A 15543-nucleotide genomic window follows, 5' to 3' on the forward strand; every position below is an offset into this window, starting at 1 on the left:
CCGCGATTTTAACAATTGGATAGAATCAAAAGGATAGCCGTGATATCGCTTAATCTATTCTTTAAGAATTGCTTACCACGCTTTTTATGAGATTTCACCGAGTCAATCGAAAGATTCAATTTTTCCGCTATCTCCGCGTTATCGAACCCCTCCATGACCAGTTGAAATACTTTGCCCGTCTGCTCCGGCAAGTCTTCGATCGCCTCCGAAAGCAACATTAATAACTCCTGCTCCACGATCTGGTTGAAAAAGAAGGTTGTCTTCTCCTTCTCGTCCATCAAAGACACGTACTCTTGTTCAATACGAACGTGTTTCAAGTAATTCAGACACTGGTTCTTCGTCACCAGATACAAGTAAGATTTCAAGGCAACCACCGCCTCGAATGTCGGCTTGTCCGTGTATAATTTGAAGAAAATTTCCTGCACGATGTCTTCCGCCGCAGCCGCGTCATTCACGAACCCCGTGGCAAAAGCACAGAGTGGGGCATAATATTTCTCGAACAGCACCTTGTAAGCACCGTCTTCCCCAGCCTTCAATCCCCGCAGCCATTCTATTTCTTCCCGTTCTGACATAAATTTATTCGTGTCCTGTACATCGTTTGGATTTACAAATATAAAGAAAGAATTTTGATTCCCCGCCCTACTTGTCCCAAAAAACGATTAAAACGATATCCGACTCACGAGGTATTTGATCTTGTACCACTCCTCCTGTAAAACGGCAAACCTCTTTACCTAGCTCTCTAATCACATTCTGTAACACTCCCATAATCTTTTGTAATTTTTAATTGTATTCCAAAAGTACATCCCGGAACGCCCTTTACCAACCAAATTATCCGAATGCCCCGATTTATCATCTGAATCCCCGGAAAATTTATCTAAACAAAACTTCCCTTGAAAGGTCACCTCACAAGAACGATTAACTACTCTTATCTTCTATATCCCTTCATTCTATTGCACCTTCTTCTTGCGCTTTAATTCCCAGAACAGGAAACACCCGAACACCTCTTCCCGGTAAAGTGGACTCACGGGCAACACCCGATCTGCAATGCAGATCGCCTTACCTATAAATCCCTCCACTTCCCGAAGATTCACGATATAACTCCGGTGAATCCGGCGGAACATATCCCTCGGCAACCAAGGTTCCACCACTAAAAGAGGATAGGCGATCGAAAGCCGGGGCTTATCCCGACGATAAATATAACTATAACACCCCGAAGCCTCCACGTACAAGACTTCCGAGTAAAAACACTTCTCCATACGTTCTCCCTGACGTACAAAAAAACAATCTCCCACGAGACGTTGCGATTGATCATTCGTTTCTTTCATAACTTCCTGATTTTATATCTCGCGAAATGACCTTTTCACCTGCAAACGCCCCATGTGGCGAAACTCTAAAAAACAAAAAGGGTATAACAAAAGCATTTACAACTTTCGTTATACCCTCTGACGGGAAAAACATCAACTTAAAAGTTACTTCAGAATCACATCCGTCCAATCTATTCTATACACACGTTCCATACCTTCACGCTCTACTTTCATGAACTGATAACTCACAACAAACTTTTTCTCAAAACCGCACGTTCTATCTTGCAGAACTTTTCCTAGTTCATGCCACCATATTCATTTAAGAACAAACGAACTTTTGAGGCGTAGAAGCCTCCTTCTTTCTTTTTATTGTTCATGATCCACCATGTTTTTTAATTCGTAGCGAAACTATCGATTCGGATGATGCCAATCAATACGACCTAAAGTGACAACTTACCATTCTATTCATCGCTTTGTAAGTGATCACTCAAGTTCAACACTCGCTATCCTTGGCTCAAAGCAGCAGTTCGGACGAACACAGACAATTCGAACGCCACTTGCACGCTGTGGTCCCACCTTCATAAAAGTCGCGATCACGCTTGTCTTACCATGAAGACCAAGAGGTCCAATATTTGCTTCATTCACACGTCTTGTGATTTCCTGTTCCATCTCACTTTGAAAATCATATCTACCATCCACTTGTGCCTGAAGCATCATAGATGTAGCCTCAAAATGACTCCTCCCAACACCTACAGCCAATGTACACGGTGAACACCCAAGCTGAGCAACAGCTTCTGTCGCCCAACTCACGATTTCATCCAACACCACCCGCGTATTGTGCTTATGGAATACTCGATAGGTTTTTGCTCTAATCGCAGGACCGCCACCAAACATCAGAATATGCAATCTGACAACATTGTCTTGACAACGTCGGAGCAATATCGGGGCTGGCTCCACTCCGGCACTATCCGGATTCAGGCCACCAGACTGGTCAATTCTATGACTGTCATCTCCCATAATGCCCATGGGTCGTCCTGGAAGTTTACGCAGACCTTCAGCTATTCCTTCCCTAATAGCGTCTAACATCCGACCTGTCACTGCCACATCCCGGCCAACTTCCAGTACCATATGTGGAATGCCGGTATCATCACAGAGCGGACAATGATTTTTCTCCGCAGCTTCCGCATTTGCAAGTATGGTCTCCAAAACCCACTTAGCTTTCTTATTATCTTCCGATATAATTGCTCTTTTATAAGCTTCCTTTTTATCCTCACGAAAAGTAGAGCCAGCCTCTACAATGGTTTCGCAAACAAGTGAAACTATCTCCTCAAAACTCTTATTCATAGATGCTCCTCCCATGTGCTGCCGCAATAATAGCCGGATATCGTACAACCTTCAATTGATATAACGCTTCCATACCAAGTTGTGGAAAAGCCACTAATTTTTGTTCAATGGTTTTATCTGCAAGCAAAGCTGTCACGGGTGGAATAACCGCATAAACAGCATTATACTTATTTAGGGCTTCCACCGTTTCCTTATGGATCGCTCCCTTTCCAAGATGCAATTTGATTCCTGCTTTACTTAGCGGCTCAATACTACTCTCAATCTCTAATTTATTACTGGATGTCGGTCCGACACCAGCAGGACTAACCGCTGTATGAAAGATGACATTTCCCGGTAGAGAAACACCAAGTTCATTTATTTTGCCCTCTTTTACCATTTCTACTACCATAGGTAATACAGCGTCGCGACCACAGAGTATATAACCTGTAATAGTAACAGTATCTCCAATTTGCAAGCCGGCCGCAACCTCTTCTGCGATAGGTGTATGTATTTCAATATTCATAATATTCTTCTATCGCATTACTCGTTTACAGCAAACAACTTAACATAAGCGCTTTCATTCTCAATAACGCCAAAAGCACGTGCTCTATTGTAAACCTTCTTCGCCCAATTAGTATGCGGCTTGATTTCATTCATCTTATTGCCGCCAAAACCCTTTACTACACCACCTCCCGTACCGAGAATTTGACAGGCATCATCGTACTCTTCTTTCGTTACCGCCATCAGCGCGTTAACAAACTTCACATGGGTGGGGTGAATAACAGTACGTCCAACGAATCCATTCGCTTTATCCAGAATGACCTCCCGAAGCAGTCCATCGATTTCATTATTTACGATGGGTAAACGCTTCATCAGATAATCTTCAATGCCATGATGTGGGAGTTCCTCAAACATCAATTCCTTTGGAACACGGAAAAACTCCCAGACCGGACCCGAAATTACATAATCATTGTTACGTCCACAAACGTTGATGATATCCGACAAGCATTCACGTACCATCATGATGTCATAAATTGAATAATCAACACCACGACGCACACCAAAAACGGAACTAAAGTCCGTTCCCCCAACACGAACCTGCAACACCAAGTCTCGGTACTTGTCTAAAATCTTTTTAATACCTATCAACTCAGGCATACGGGTTTCTTTGTAGGCAACCTCAGCATCCTCAATAATCGGCAAGCCATAAAGGATCTCATCAAAACGGTCATTCAGATCTTGCAGATATACATAATATTCGTAACCATTCTCTGCGGTAAATTTCGGGAAATTAATACCACACAATGACTTAACCTCCTGTTTCGTCAGTTTTTCCCCAAACGCTTTGAACTGAGCGAGGTTACGAATACGGACAAAAATCAACGGGACCTTATCGACATCCAGCGTTCCATTTTCCACAGCTTCTGTTACCGTTGCCAACAAATAATGAACATTCTTCATAGCCTCCGGAACTTTTTCTTCCGGGCAAGCATCCTCGAAACATAGAACTATGGTTGTCAAGCCAGGTATCGAGTTATTTAATATTTTTGGAGTAAAATCTTTAAAACCCGGCATATACATAGTTGCGCCAAGGCAATACTGAAGCAACTCTCGGTCAGTATATTTATTAAAAGGCTCAGGTTCCACGACAAACTTGAAACCCGGATTATACCTATGATGTCTCATGATTATTTTCTTCCTTTACTATCTATCAGAATAATGTTTTGACATTGATTCCGGACAATGTATGCAGACTTTTCAATCTATCAGAACTCAATCTTAAAGCAGACTACCTCTCGGAGACCAAACTGCTTCCGGATAATACTCATCAATCATGCGCTTCACTAGACTGCACTGTTTTGCACGCTTACGCGCATCATCCTCGGTACTGTTCCAACTATGAGTCGCAGCCACGGAACCTCCGGTCTTAAGGTAAATCGGTGCGGCAATACGGATCATTTCCGGTACCTCATAATGACGGATAAAACCACCTGTGGACTTCGGATTTTCGGTATGAATGTCGATTGGGCAGTCCACCGCCTGGCGCATAGCAGCCAACATTTGGAGCTGGATGTCACGAACAGGATTTATAGAGTCTGCACCAATACTCTCCAACAGTTTTGCGGAACAGGGATTTCCGTGTCCCGTATGGGCAGATATCTTAAAGTGACAGTCTGCGGGAATCTCTCCCGCTTTGCGCATTTCGTTCAATACCCACAAGCATCCTTCATCATAAACCAAGAAACCGCGGCATCCTAGACGGGCGGCGCGTTTCACATCCTCTATGGCACGGACAATCTGCTCCTGACCACGCAGACGATACCCCATACGCACACCTTCCTCCGTATGCACCGATGCTGATGTATCCGTGGTTGCTCGAGGACCGATGGCAAGAATCAGATCGGTCTGCCATTTGTGAGCAAGCTCCACCATCTTACAGATTTCCTCATCAGTTAAACGCATAATACCCTGTGTCTGTGTTACACGGTGCAGATACAGCCCGTACCCATCCATCGCCTCCAGAAGAGCCTGCATTACCTTCGGGCCTTGAATCCCGGGGACTTCAAAGCGGTATTGTCCGCCATCAACGAAACGTTTTTCAGAAGTCGGCAAATCATATGCATCCCCTCCAGGAAGCCCGATTGACTTCAGAAATTCTCTTGTTTTTTCCATACTGTTCATAATCACATTTCTTTCTCCCGATTAAAACGGGACTCTATTTTATTTCTCACTGTAATTCTTCATTTATTCAGATCATCTATCAGAGCATCAATCACTTCCCGGTGGTCAAATACAATCGGAGGCAATTTCCTACTCAACCCCTTATGAATTCGACAGTCAATGAAAGATGCTTTACCACAATCACGTAGAACATCCAAAGCCTCCACCAATTCCACTTCCGTTGTTACAGAATGTCCGACTGTCGCATAACCACACGCTTCCGCTATTTTTGTAAAGTCAACCTTATGACCGGCAGATGGTTGTCCTCCCACAGATTCATGCGCTCCATTATTCAATACAATATGCATAAAGTTTGGAACATCAAGTTTGCAGACCATTGTCATCGCACCCATATGCATCATGCAGGCGCTATCACCATCCAAAGCAACAACTTTCCGTCCGGGTTTCTCCAATGCAATCCCAAGCGCAACAGAACTCACGTGCCCCATAGAACCGACATTCAGAAAATCATGCTCTTTTGTTTCGCATCTCTTTTCTCGCAAGAAAAACAGTTCTCTGGTTGCTCTTCCTGTCGTTGCAGAATAGATGGCATCTCCCGGCATATTGTTCAAAATGATTTCCATTGCCTCTTCCCTGCTCATCGGATAAGTATTGTCCACGTTATTCGGCTTATCGCTCGCCGCCATGACACCCTTCGGTGCAATCAAACCGTAAGGCTGTCGAGTTTCCTTACAATATTTGACCGCTTTCTCCACAGTCTTAGCAAACTTATCATCATCATCCTCAAGGATGGTGTAAGGGATATGCATGATTTCCAGCAGTTCAGGTGTAATCTCCCCCTGTAATTTATGCTGCGGATGATTCGGCTCAGTGTTTCCCTGCCCACGCCAGCCGACGAGCAAAAGCATGGGAACAGCATACACATCCTTATCCACAAGACTTGCCAGAGGATTCACCGTATTTCCCAGCCCACTGTTCTGCATATAGACAAGCGAAATCTCTTTACTTGCGAAATAATGCCCGGAGGCAATACCAACCGCATTCCCTTCATTGGCAGCAATAATATTCCTGCTTCCACAATTATTTAGGGCATAGTTGCAAAAACCGTTCAAATAAGAATCCGGCACACCTGTGAAGAAAGTAACACCATGCTTTGCTAACTCTTCAAATACTCTTTCTTGATTCAACATTATTTTTTCTCTCCTCCTACAGAGCCTTTACCTTTATACAAAGTGAAGTATTCGGGACTGTCCGCCTTACTGGTCTGCCACGCTTTTTCAAAGGCATCTACAATAGAATCCGGCAAGGAACCCGCTTTCACCGTTTCCATATTCTGTTTCAAATGATTCAACTTGGATGCACCTATAATAATCGCGTCTCCGCGTTCTGCACTCAACATAGAATGATAAGCAAGCCAACGATAAGTTGCTTCAATAATAGTAATACCCTCTTTCTCACAGGATGATTTGATAATTTCTACAGCGTCAAAATAGCTCTTTTTCCAGTAACGCTTCTGATAGTTAGGACGATGAGTGAAGCGCCCATCTGTCGGAGTGTCTTCATATCTTCCATAACGTCCCGTGAGCAATCCACCTGCCATCGGATTATAGGCATAGAAGCGTATTCCAAAATGATGCAGGCATGCGTTCAATTCAGTTTCCGCTTTTCTGGTCAAAGGGTTGTAAATGCCCTCGAACACGGTCGGCGATACCCAACCGTTTTTATCGCATATCCGCCATACATCCGCAACCATCCATGCGGGAAAATTGGAAAGTCCCAACTCTCTGAATTTTCCTTCTCGATAGAGATTATTACAGGCCTCCAAAACGTTTTCCACCGATGTTGCAGGATCGGGGAAATGAAGATAGAAAGTATCTACTGCAGGAACCCCTAATCTTTTCAACGACTCGTTCAATTGAATATAGGCAGCTTCTCCGTCCAACTTACCGGTAATCCGAGGATTCACTTTTGTTGAAATTTTATACGGGTTGCGGAGTCTAGGCAGAACCTCTCCCAACAGCTTTTCACACTTCCCTTCGTTGTAGACGTATGCCGTATCAAGCTCCTCATATCCCGCATCCAGAAACATCTCAACAAACTCACCCACATTCGGAGCAAATACGGACTCTCCGAATGTCATTGTTCCAAGTACTAACTTCATTTTATACCTCCTTTTATGATTTTCATAACCTTCCGAACTTTCGTTCCTTCAGTATTAACCAACTGATACACTTCATCACCAGAAAGTCACTTTCCTTATAAATATCTATACTAATTTTTTAATATAATTAAATGCCCAAATCCGCTCCGTCCGTTTCATTCCAAAAATCAATATGCACATCAATGCGTAAAAAAAAGACGTAGCCATATAAAGCACAACTTTAGAAAATTCCTCGTTTTCTGTCATACGAATCAAGAAGAGTGGAATAAAAGCAAACAAAGAAGATATACCAATCGGATATAAGACTTCTCTAAAATAACAACGATAGGAAATAGATATTTTACTCAAAACAATCCAAATTCGTATGCCCTGTGTTAAAAGTTCAACAAAAAGGTAGATACACATGACCATTTCTGGAGAAATATGATAAAATTTCAATGCCAGATAAGCAATAGGAACAGTCAATAAAAGAAAAGTCCCTTCATATATTTGAAACCTCTTTATATCCCCCGTCGCATGAATTGCATCAATCATTGCACCGCGTAAAGGCCATAACAGTGCAACAGCAAACATTATACGTACAAAACCGGCAGTATATTCAGGCACATCTTCTAACCATATCTTTAATATTGGATTTATGCACAATGTAAGTGGCAAAACGATTAATAGCATCAAAAAAAAACCATACTTTGAAGACATCATAATCAATTTATGCATATACAACATATCAGATACGGCATATGATTTTACAATCTGAGGTCTTACCGCTGTTTGAAAATTCTGCACAAAAGCAACAACAGCGGCTTCTACTTGAATAGCAATAGCTCGTGCTGCATTGACTACAGGGCCAAAAAAAAGATTTAAGAGTATATTAATACCCTGCGTATATCCCACAATCGCAAAACTCCCATTTAATGTCCATCCCACGTAAGCAAAGATCTTTTTTACCCATTGTACATTCCAAACCAACTTAACCTTGCACTCCGGGAAATGAGTAGAACAATAATAGCCATATACTATCCGTATTAAAAGTTGAACGACAAATAGAAGTACGGCATATGCGATCAATTTATCCTGAGCCGTATAAATCAAAGCCCATGCTATTAACAACTTCAAAAACACCTCTATTATAGAAATATAAGCAAAAGCACCCATCCGCTCATGCGCAATTATCAAAGCATTATACGGTATATTTACAAAAGTGATAACTGCAATTAAAATAGAACTATGATACACCCATAAAGCAGCGGTCATTCTTTCTGCCGGTATAACCAATTTATTACATACAAACCACAAACCAACAGTTTCCCCTACAAGAACAAGAAGTCCGGCCAAAAGAAGATGAACACAAATCACGGTTGAAAAGACTTGTTTCAATTCTTCCTCATCGCCTTTTCCCAAAGCAAAGGTAATAAAACGAGTACTAGCTCTGGATAAAGTATTTACAATAATATTTAACATCGCTACTATACCTCCAACCACGTTATATATTCCAAAATCCTCAACACCCAGCACTCTCAACACCACACGTGAGGTGTAAAGGGACACTAACATTATCAGAAACGTCCGGATATATAAGAAAAATGTATTTTTAGCGATACGTTTATTATTTTTGGAAATACTATTAGAACCTACTACCATTACACTAAATAGAGTTTATAACAAGCTATCTCACATATCTATTATTCTTTGTCATGTAAACATTAACAAAAATAAAGATCAGCAAAAATGGCCCCCACGAATTAAAATACAAAAACTGTCCCCAAAAAGCATCGAATGTAGCTCTTGGAGCTTTAAATATTGCATCTATCATAAACAATCCAATCGCAATCCTCCATATATTTCCTCTATTTATCGCATTTTTTAATAACACACACAACAGAATACCATATATAACATTACCTAAGAATACTCCGATATAACCAAAATCAACATATAATTCCTCTATATAACAGGAACCATATCCCATACCCGTCAAATAGATAGCCGGATTAGCATTATACGACACGAAATCAGCAAGATACGTTCCAGACATTGCAGTTTCCAATGATTGCCGTCCAAATTCAAAGTTCAAATTTAAATTCAATAGATGATCAATCCAACTATCTTGTAACCACTTTAAAGTATTATATAATGAATAATAAGCATCAGGATCTAGCCTTGCCTCAAATAATTCTGTATATTTGATAACATTTATAGAGGTTCCTTGGCGAACAAAAAAACCTAGTAAAGGGGAATATGCAGAAGCTGTACCCACCACATGTTCTGATCTAATATATTCAAATAAATACATAGACATTAACAATATAGGAATTGATGCACCTATATAAATTAACTGTTTTTTACTAATCCAAGGCTTTCTTTCAGGATTAACAACATTTCGTAGCATCATATAAGCAAATATGATCAAGATTCCTGTCATAAAATAAATTCGTCTCCCTGTTCCTAGCGACAATAATAGGTAAAAAGAGTACATAATAATAACTATTTTAGCTTCTCTTTTGGCAGGCATTGTTGCAAGATACAAAAAGAATGCTGATGGAGCCATATAACCAAACACTCTTATAAGAGCAGGCACTCTACTCGAATATGATAAATAGTAACTAATATATCCATATTGAACAACATAGAGAATATTATCTAACAAGATAAGTATCCATAATGCATATGACACAAAAAATAAATATTTACTAACAGTTCTTACGTTCACGTAATAAGTGCTATTATAATCCACAGCACTAAAAACATGCCTATTTTCTTTTGTTTTATCTGCCAAAAAATATCCAAACATCAACCCTGTCAGCCCAATCAATAAAACTAAATCAGTATGTAATTCTATATCTTCTGAAAAATCGTAACCATACACATTAATGAATTTATCGAGTAACTGTCCACCTAATAGGAAAGTGAAGAAACAAATTAAAAATGAAAATAAAAAAATATTATTGTAAATATTCTTGACACAAAAATACATACCTAATAGAAACACCATGCAAGGAAGAATTATTACTACTGAATAATCTTTTACGGCAAGAATATATATCGAAATTAAAGAGAATGCTAAGCTAAATCGAAATATAGTATTAAATTTCACCCTGTCTACTTTTATCATTTCCACTTAATTAAAATTATGAAAATATTTTACTTCCATAAAACTTCAACAAATACCTCCAATATATAATGAAATATATATGATTACTCATTAACCAAACATAAGATTTCAAATATGAGGTATCATTCATCCTAGAAATAACAAAATTCAAATCTTCATCCAAAACTATCTCATACAACTCTTTTCTTAACATATCCTTACTTTTCTTTTTGGATACATTATTTAAAGCAACCAAAGAACGCTGCGTAAGCATCACTCCTAATCGTTTCTTAATTTCCTCATCATCAGGAAGTTTTTCTAACAATCCACAATATATTTCTTTCACTGAAGCCCAATAGTTTGGAACATATCTATGAGTTACAGAATTGTCTATTTCCATATAATGATAAAGAGGTTTATCTGCCAATAAATACAATCTCTTTACACGGAAATGAAGCTGTACAAACAAATAGTAATCTTCACTCCGAATCATCCCTTCTGCATATCGAATTTTAGGATTTTCCAAAGAATCTTTTAATATCATTCTTACCCATGAATAAGGAGGTATTCTTTTAGTAGATACATCACTAATCAAATCTATTGCTATTTTCTTGGCTTCTTCCCCTACATATAATCCAGAATCATATTTATATTCATGTTTTACAATAATGCCTGAATGCTCTTGATTATACCCACAGATAACCATTTCCGCATGACTAGTTTCCGCAGCACAAACCATTTCTTCAATCATATTACATTCAACATAATCATCTGCGTCCACGAAAGAAATGTATTTACCACTTGCACAATCTATTCCAGCATTACGAGCTGTAGCAGGTCCAGCGTTTTTCTGATTAATCAATAAAATTTGAGAGAATTTATCTTTATATGTTTCACAAATATTCCGGCTACTATCAACAGAGCCATCATTTACTAAAATTATCTCTATATCTTCATAAGTCTGTGCAACTAAACTGTCAAGACACCTACAAAGTGTTTTTTCCGCATTATATACAGGGATAATAATCGAGACTTTAGACATATCTACTTACTTTTACTCATTAACAATCATGTTGATCTTTATAACCCAACAATCGCAAATCCTTATCGAAAAATGACATAACCGATCCGAAAGTTTCATTAACATCAACATTCATACACCTATTTATCAATCGATTAGACGTTTCTTTAGAGACAACTCCATATGAACATGCGTGCATTTTAATTTGTAGATCATTCCAATCAAGCGCTCCTATTCCTTCCCCTTTCGGTATTAATATCGTTTCCTCTAAAATTTCTCCATCACACAATACAACTTTTATTCGAGCTCCCCTAATCCCACACGCTCTATCTTCCATCAAAGGCTCTGGTACTAATTCTATTTTCGCTAACAAATTATTTATTACAGAATCCGCTTTTTCAACCTGAAGATCCTCTATGGAGAAATCTCCATTGCTGAATGCTACAGCTATCGCATAATAAATTGAGAATTTCGCCTCTTCCTGTGAACGAGGATTCCTAATTATTCCCGCTGACTTAATCGCACTTGGATAAATATACACTTCAATTTTCTCTATAATCTTAGGTAAAAAAGTATTCTTATCATTCATCCGTTCCCGAATTTTCAGAACACCGTCAATGCAACAATGTGTGTGACGGCATGTTGGATATAACTTCAAATAACTTTCACCAATAGTAAAATCAACACCAAGACCTCTCAAAAGGATCGTTTCATCAACATGATCTGTAAAAGCATGAAACCACCCCTTTTTACTCTCCAATGGATTTCGAGAACTCAATAATCCCTTTTCTGCCATTAAAGCAGAAAGGATACCTATCCTTGCCGCATTTGCAGGATTAATCGGCTTACAACTTTGTCCACTTTCATCTATAATAATCAAACCACTAGACTGAATCGCTGCTAAAGATACACTATTATAGACCCCGCATCTATCTAACCTCATTAGTTTAGCACAAGCAGCTCCACAAGCCATCGCACCAGCAATCCCTGTAGAATGAAAACCCTTGTTATAAAGTCCTGGCTGGGCAGCACCCGCTATTCTATTAAAAAATTCATATCCTACATTTATGGCAACAATAATATCCTTCCATGCTACACCTAGCTTCTCACCCAACGCAAAAACGGCAGATATTACATGAGTCCCTATATGACCCGCTGATTTTCGATTGCCATCATCCATATCTGCGCCATGTGCATAAGCCGCATTCATAAAAGCGGCATTACCCACTGGATATTTTTTCTTCTCAAATAATATTGACGCTTGTTCTGCTCCTCCCTCTTCTTTTATAATAGACATTGCCACCCTATTAAACTGCTTATTAACTCTATATCCTGCTATACTTGCTGCATAATAATCAGCTATAAACAATTTAGTCTGTTCAATGACACCATGCGGTAAATCCTCATATTTAAGCGCAACAACAAAATCAACTAAGACATCAGTATATCCCTCCATATCTAAACCTACTTATAATATACTGATTTTTTGACAGAGCTTCATATCTTCTCCTTCTGTATCTTTTAGCTGAACTGTGCTATATATTTCATTTATCACCCTATTCAACTCTTCTCTATTCTTGGCTTCTATATGAAATCTTGCAAAAACCTGTTGCAAAGTACCTATCATTTTAACCTCATCTCCTACATGAAGTAACTGTAGCATTCTAAACACCTCTGGCATTTTTGCAACACGATCCAGACCTTCAATTTTAGCAATAGTTCCTCTCTTTGCTAAAATTGAATAATTGGCTAAGAAACGACCATTCATATCTACACTTATTCGTTCAATAAGATTTTCATCTCCTAAACACATTCGTCCAACAAGTGACGTATTTATCATCAACTCCAATGGATTTACATCAAAAACATGCTTTGTGATAAAATAGGATAATCCTCCTGAAAACCTAATCCCGGGATCATAAGGCCGAATAACTTCTCCATCAACAAATGCTTGTACAAACATCGTTCCATTATAAAAATTAAAATCTTTAAGCATTTTGATCATTTTCGGATGCATCGTTTCAAAATATAGCTTCACGTGTTTTGATGGATATATAGTACAATCAGCTATTGCCCCCACATTCTTCTGTTCTCTATTAACAAATCGATCATTTATTTCCCACACATACATATTTCCACGATCAAATAAATATTTAATGGTAATCTCTGGACAATCCATATATTTTTCACATAAGAATCGACTTGTTCTTGAATATAATTTGGCCTTCTGAATCGCTTGTTTCAATTCATTTCCAGAATTACATATCGAGATTCCTTTTGACCCACAACTATCAGCCGGCTTCAAAATAACCGGATAAGCACTCTGAGGTATTTGATCTGAATGAAAATCACTTGTCAGTTCGTACGTCTCCACAATAGGAATACCATACTTTATACAATTCTTTTTGAAATTCTTTTTATCCTGCAATTCATTCCATTGATCACGTTTCACATAGAAATCAAGCCCTATGCTCTCAGCCACATCAATCACACTAGTTATAATATCCTCATTTCCGATAACCAATATACCATCAACAGCCCGCTCTACCAGTAGTTTCCTCAAACATTCTCTATCACAAACATCAATAATATATTGTTCATCTGTTAAAGAACGTATATCTTGTGATATAAATTTCCCTGCGACAAGTAACTTTATGCCATGGCTCTTAGTATAGTATGCAATATCATTTATTGAAGCACTTCCACCTATATATAAAAGACGTTTCCCTTTCAATTCCATAACAATATTCAAGTTTTTATTATTACTCTGTAGTAATATAGATCTGTTTCATGGCATTTTCACAGAGGTCGATAGCAGCTTGAACTGTATTCGCTTGAGCAATTACATACCCTACACGATCTACACTACTACTAATTTGACCAACGATATCACCTACGGTTTTAGTCAACACAACTTGCTTAATACCATCCATTTTATTTACTATATCAACACCCGAAATATTTTTAATAATACCTTCTGTCTCTTTTAGATAACGTATCGCCGCCCCTTTATCAAATTTTGGAGCAATAGAAGATTTCTCTCCCAACGCTATTTGTATCGTAGCCTTCACCATATCAATACCCGTAGACAATGGCACTAAATGTGTTGTAATACAATCTCCTCCCATCCTGGCTCCAAGTTCAATCATTTTCGGTCCTCGATCTGTTAGCATTATTTCCACATGAGCCGGTCCATTATTAATACCTATAGATCTCACAGCTCTCTTTACCAAGTCTTTAATCGCCAAAATATCCTTATTACCCAATAAACTAGGCTGACTGTGTCCCATCTCGACAAAATGAGGACTCCCTGTTGTCAGTTTATCAGTAACTTGTAAAATATGGACATCACAATTAATAACCATAACCTCAACACTGACCTCACGACCTTTTAAGTACTCCTCTACAATCACCCCTCCATTTCGTCCATTTAGAGAACTATATTGAATCGCATTCTCCAAATCCTTAGAACTTTCAATTAAAATAACGCCTCTACTACCCGCATTATCTACAGGCTTGCTGATACAGGGATACGTAATTTCCTGAACAACCTTACTCAATTCCTCTGGTGTACGGAGTATATAATACCATGGATGTTCCACCCCTGCAAGTTCAAAAGCTTTTATCATTTCTCCCTTGTCAGTTGCCTTAATCGCCGTATCGTATGATATTCCAACAAGACCTAGTTTATGTGTGGCATAAGCAACAGCCCGCATTGGCATGTCTGTGGCTAGTGTGACAATACCATCCGCTTTAAATTCTTTTGCTGCTAGATACACACCTTCTTCATCAATTGTACTTACATTAAAGTATTCATCGGCATAAGATATACCAATCGCTTGTGGATTAAAATCAGCAACCCCGACATACAAACCCATTTCTTTAGCCTTCAGTATTGCAGGTAATTGCAAAATAGAAGCTCCTATAATTAACAATCGTTTCACTTATAAATAGCTCTTGT

14 protein-coding genes are annotated in these 15543 nt (G+C 38.9%); all 14 read right to left on the reverse strand.

Annotated features, from left to right (window positions below; all coding sequences use genetic code 11):
- Window positions 1-8: 8 nt before the first annotated feature.
- Window positions 9-572 carry an RNA polymerase sigma-70 factor gene (locus tag L0M98_RS21525; protein ID WP_186976451.1) on the reverse strand — a complete coding sequence of 188 codons (564 nt, stop codon included), beginning with the start codon at window positions 570-572 and terminating at the stop codon, window positions 9-11.
- Window positions 573-947: 375 nt separating this feature from the next.
- Window positions 948-1325, reverse strand: a complete 378-nt coding sequence (locus L0M98_RS21530) for a LytR/AlgR family response regulator transcription factor (protein ID WP_099293413.1) — start codon at window positions 1323-1325, stop codon at window positions 948-950.
- 462 nt (window positions 1326-1787) lie between these two features.
- Window positions 1788-2648 (reverse strand): fumarate hydratase, encoded by an 861-nt coding sequence (locus tag L0M98_RS21535; protein WP_227217765.1) that lies wholly within the window; start codon window positions 2646-2648, stop codon window positions 1788-1790.
- Window positions 2641-3150: a fumarate hydratase C-terminal domain-containing protein gene (locus L0M98_RS21540; protein ID WP_227217766.1), complete on the reverse strand. Its 510-nt coding sequence runs from the start codon at window positions 3148-3150 to the stop codon at window positions 2641-2643. Before L0M98_RS21540 ends, L0M98_RS21535 begins: the two co-directional genes overlap by 8 nt.
- Before the next feature lie 17 nt (window positions 3151-3167).
- Window positions 3168-4313 carry an HpcH/HpaI aldolase/citrate lyase family protein gene (locus L0M98_RS21545; RefSeq protein ID WP_227217767.1) on the reverse strand — a complete coding sequence of 382 codons (1146 nt, stop codon included), beginning with the start codon at window positions 4311-4313 and terminating at the stop codon, window positions 3168-3170.
- 93 nt (window positions 4314-4406) lie between these two features.
- The gene (locus L0M98_RS21550) at window positions 4407-5309 is read right to left on the reverse strand and encodes a peptidase (protein WP_227217768.1); all 903 of its coding nucleotides are present in this window, start codon (window positions 5307-5309) and stop codon (window positions 4407-4409) included.
- A 59-nt stretch (window positions 5310-5368) separates the two neighbouring features.
- A complete protein-coding gene (gene aepY / locus L0M98_RS21555) occupies window positions 5369-6499 on the reverse strand; it encodes a phosphonopyruvate decarboxylase (RefSeq protein ID WP_227217769.1) in 1131 nt (376 codons plus the stop codon).
- Window positions 6499-7470: an aldo/keto reductase family protein gene (locus tag L0M98_RS21560; protein WP_227217770.1), complete on the reverse strand. Its 972-nt coding sequence runs from the start codon at window positions 7468-7470 to the stop codon at window positions 6499-6501. The genes aepY and L0M98_RS21560 overlap by 1 nt, the downstream gene beginning before the upstream one ends.
- 105 nt (window positions 7471-7575) lie before the next feature.
- Window positions 7576-9111 (reverse strand): oligosaccharide flippase family protein, encoded by a 1536-nt coding sequence (locus L0M98_RS21565; RefSeq protein ID WP_227217771.1) that lies wholly within the window; start codon window positions 9109-9111, stop codon window positions 7576-7578.
- 25 nt (window positions 9112-9136) lie between these two features.
- On the reverse strand, window positions 9137-10582 hold the full coding sequence (locus L0M98_RS21570; RefSeq protein WP_227217772.1) for an O-antigen polysaccharide polymerase Wzy family protein: 1446 nt from the start codon (window positions 10580-10582) through the stop codon (window positions 9137-9139).
- 16 nt (window positions 10583-10598) lie between these two features.
- Window positions 10599-11603, reverse strand: a complete 1005-nt coding sequence (locus L0M98_RS21575; RefSeq protein WP_227217773.1) for a glycosyltransferase family 2 protein — start codon at window positions 11601-11603, stop codon at window positions 10599-10601.
- 19 nt (window positions 11604-11622) lie between these two features.
- Window positions 11623-13038 (reverse strand): MmgE/PrpD family protein, encoded by a 1416-nt coding sequence (locus tag L0M98_RS21580; protein WP_227217774.1) that lies wholly within the window; start codon window positions 13036-13038, stop codon window positions 11623-11625.
- A 12-nt stretch (window positions 13039-13050) separates the two neighbouring features.
- Window positions 13051-14322: an ATP-binding protein gene (locus L0M98_RS21585; protein ID WP_227217775.1), complete on the reverse strand. Its 1272-nt coding sequence runs from the start codon at window positions 14320-14322 to the stop codon at window positions 13051-13053.
- A 22-nt stretch (window positions 14323-14344) separates the two neighbouring features.
- Entirely contained in the window at window positions 14345-15526 is a 1182-nt protein-coding gene (locus L0M98_RS21590; RefSeq protein ID WP_227217776.1) for an ATP-grasp domain-containing protein, read from the reverse strand.
- Window positions 15527-15543: the final 17 nt, after the last annotated feature.

Origin of the sequence: Butyricimonas sp. DFI.6.44 (assembly GCF_022132345.1) — a bacterium.
Classification (GTDB): Bacteria; Bacteroidota; Bacteroidia; order Bacteroidales; family Marinifilaceae; genus Butyricimonas; species Butyricimonas muris.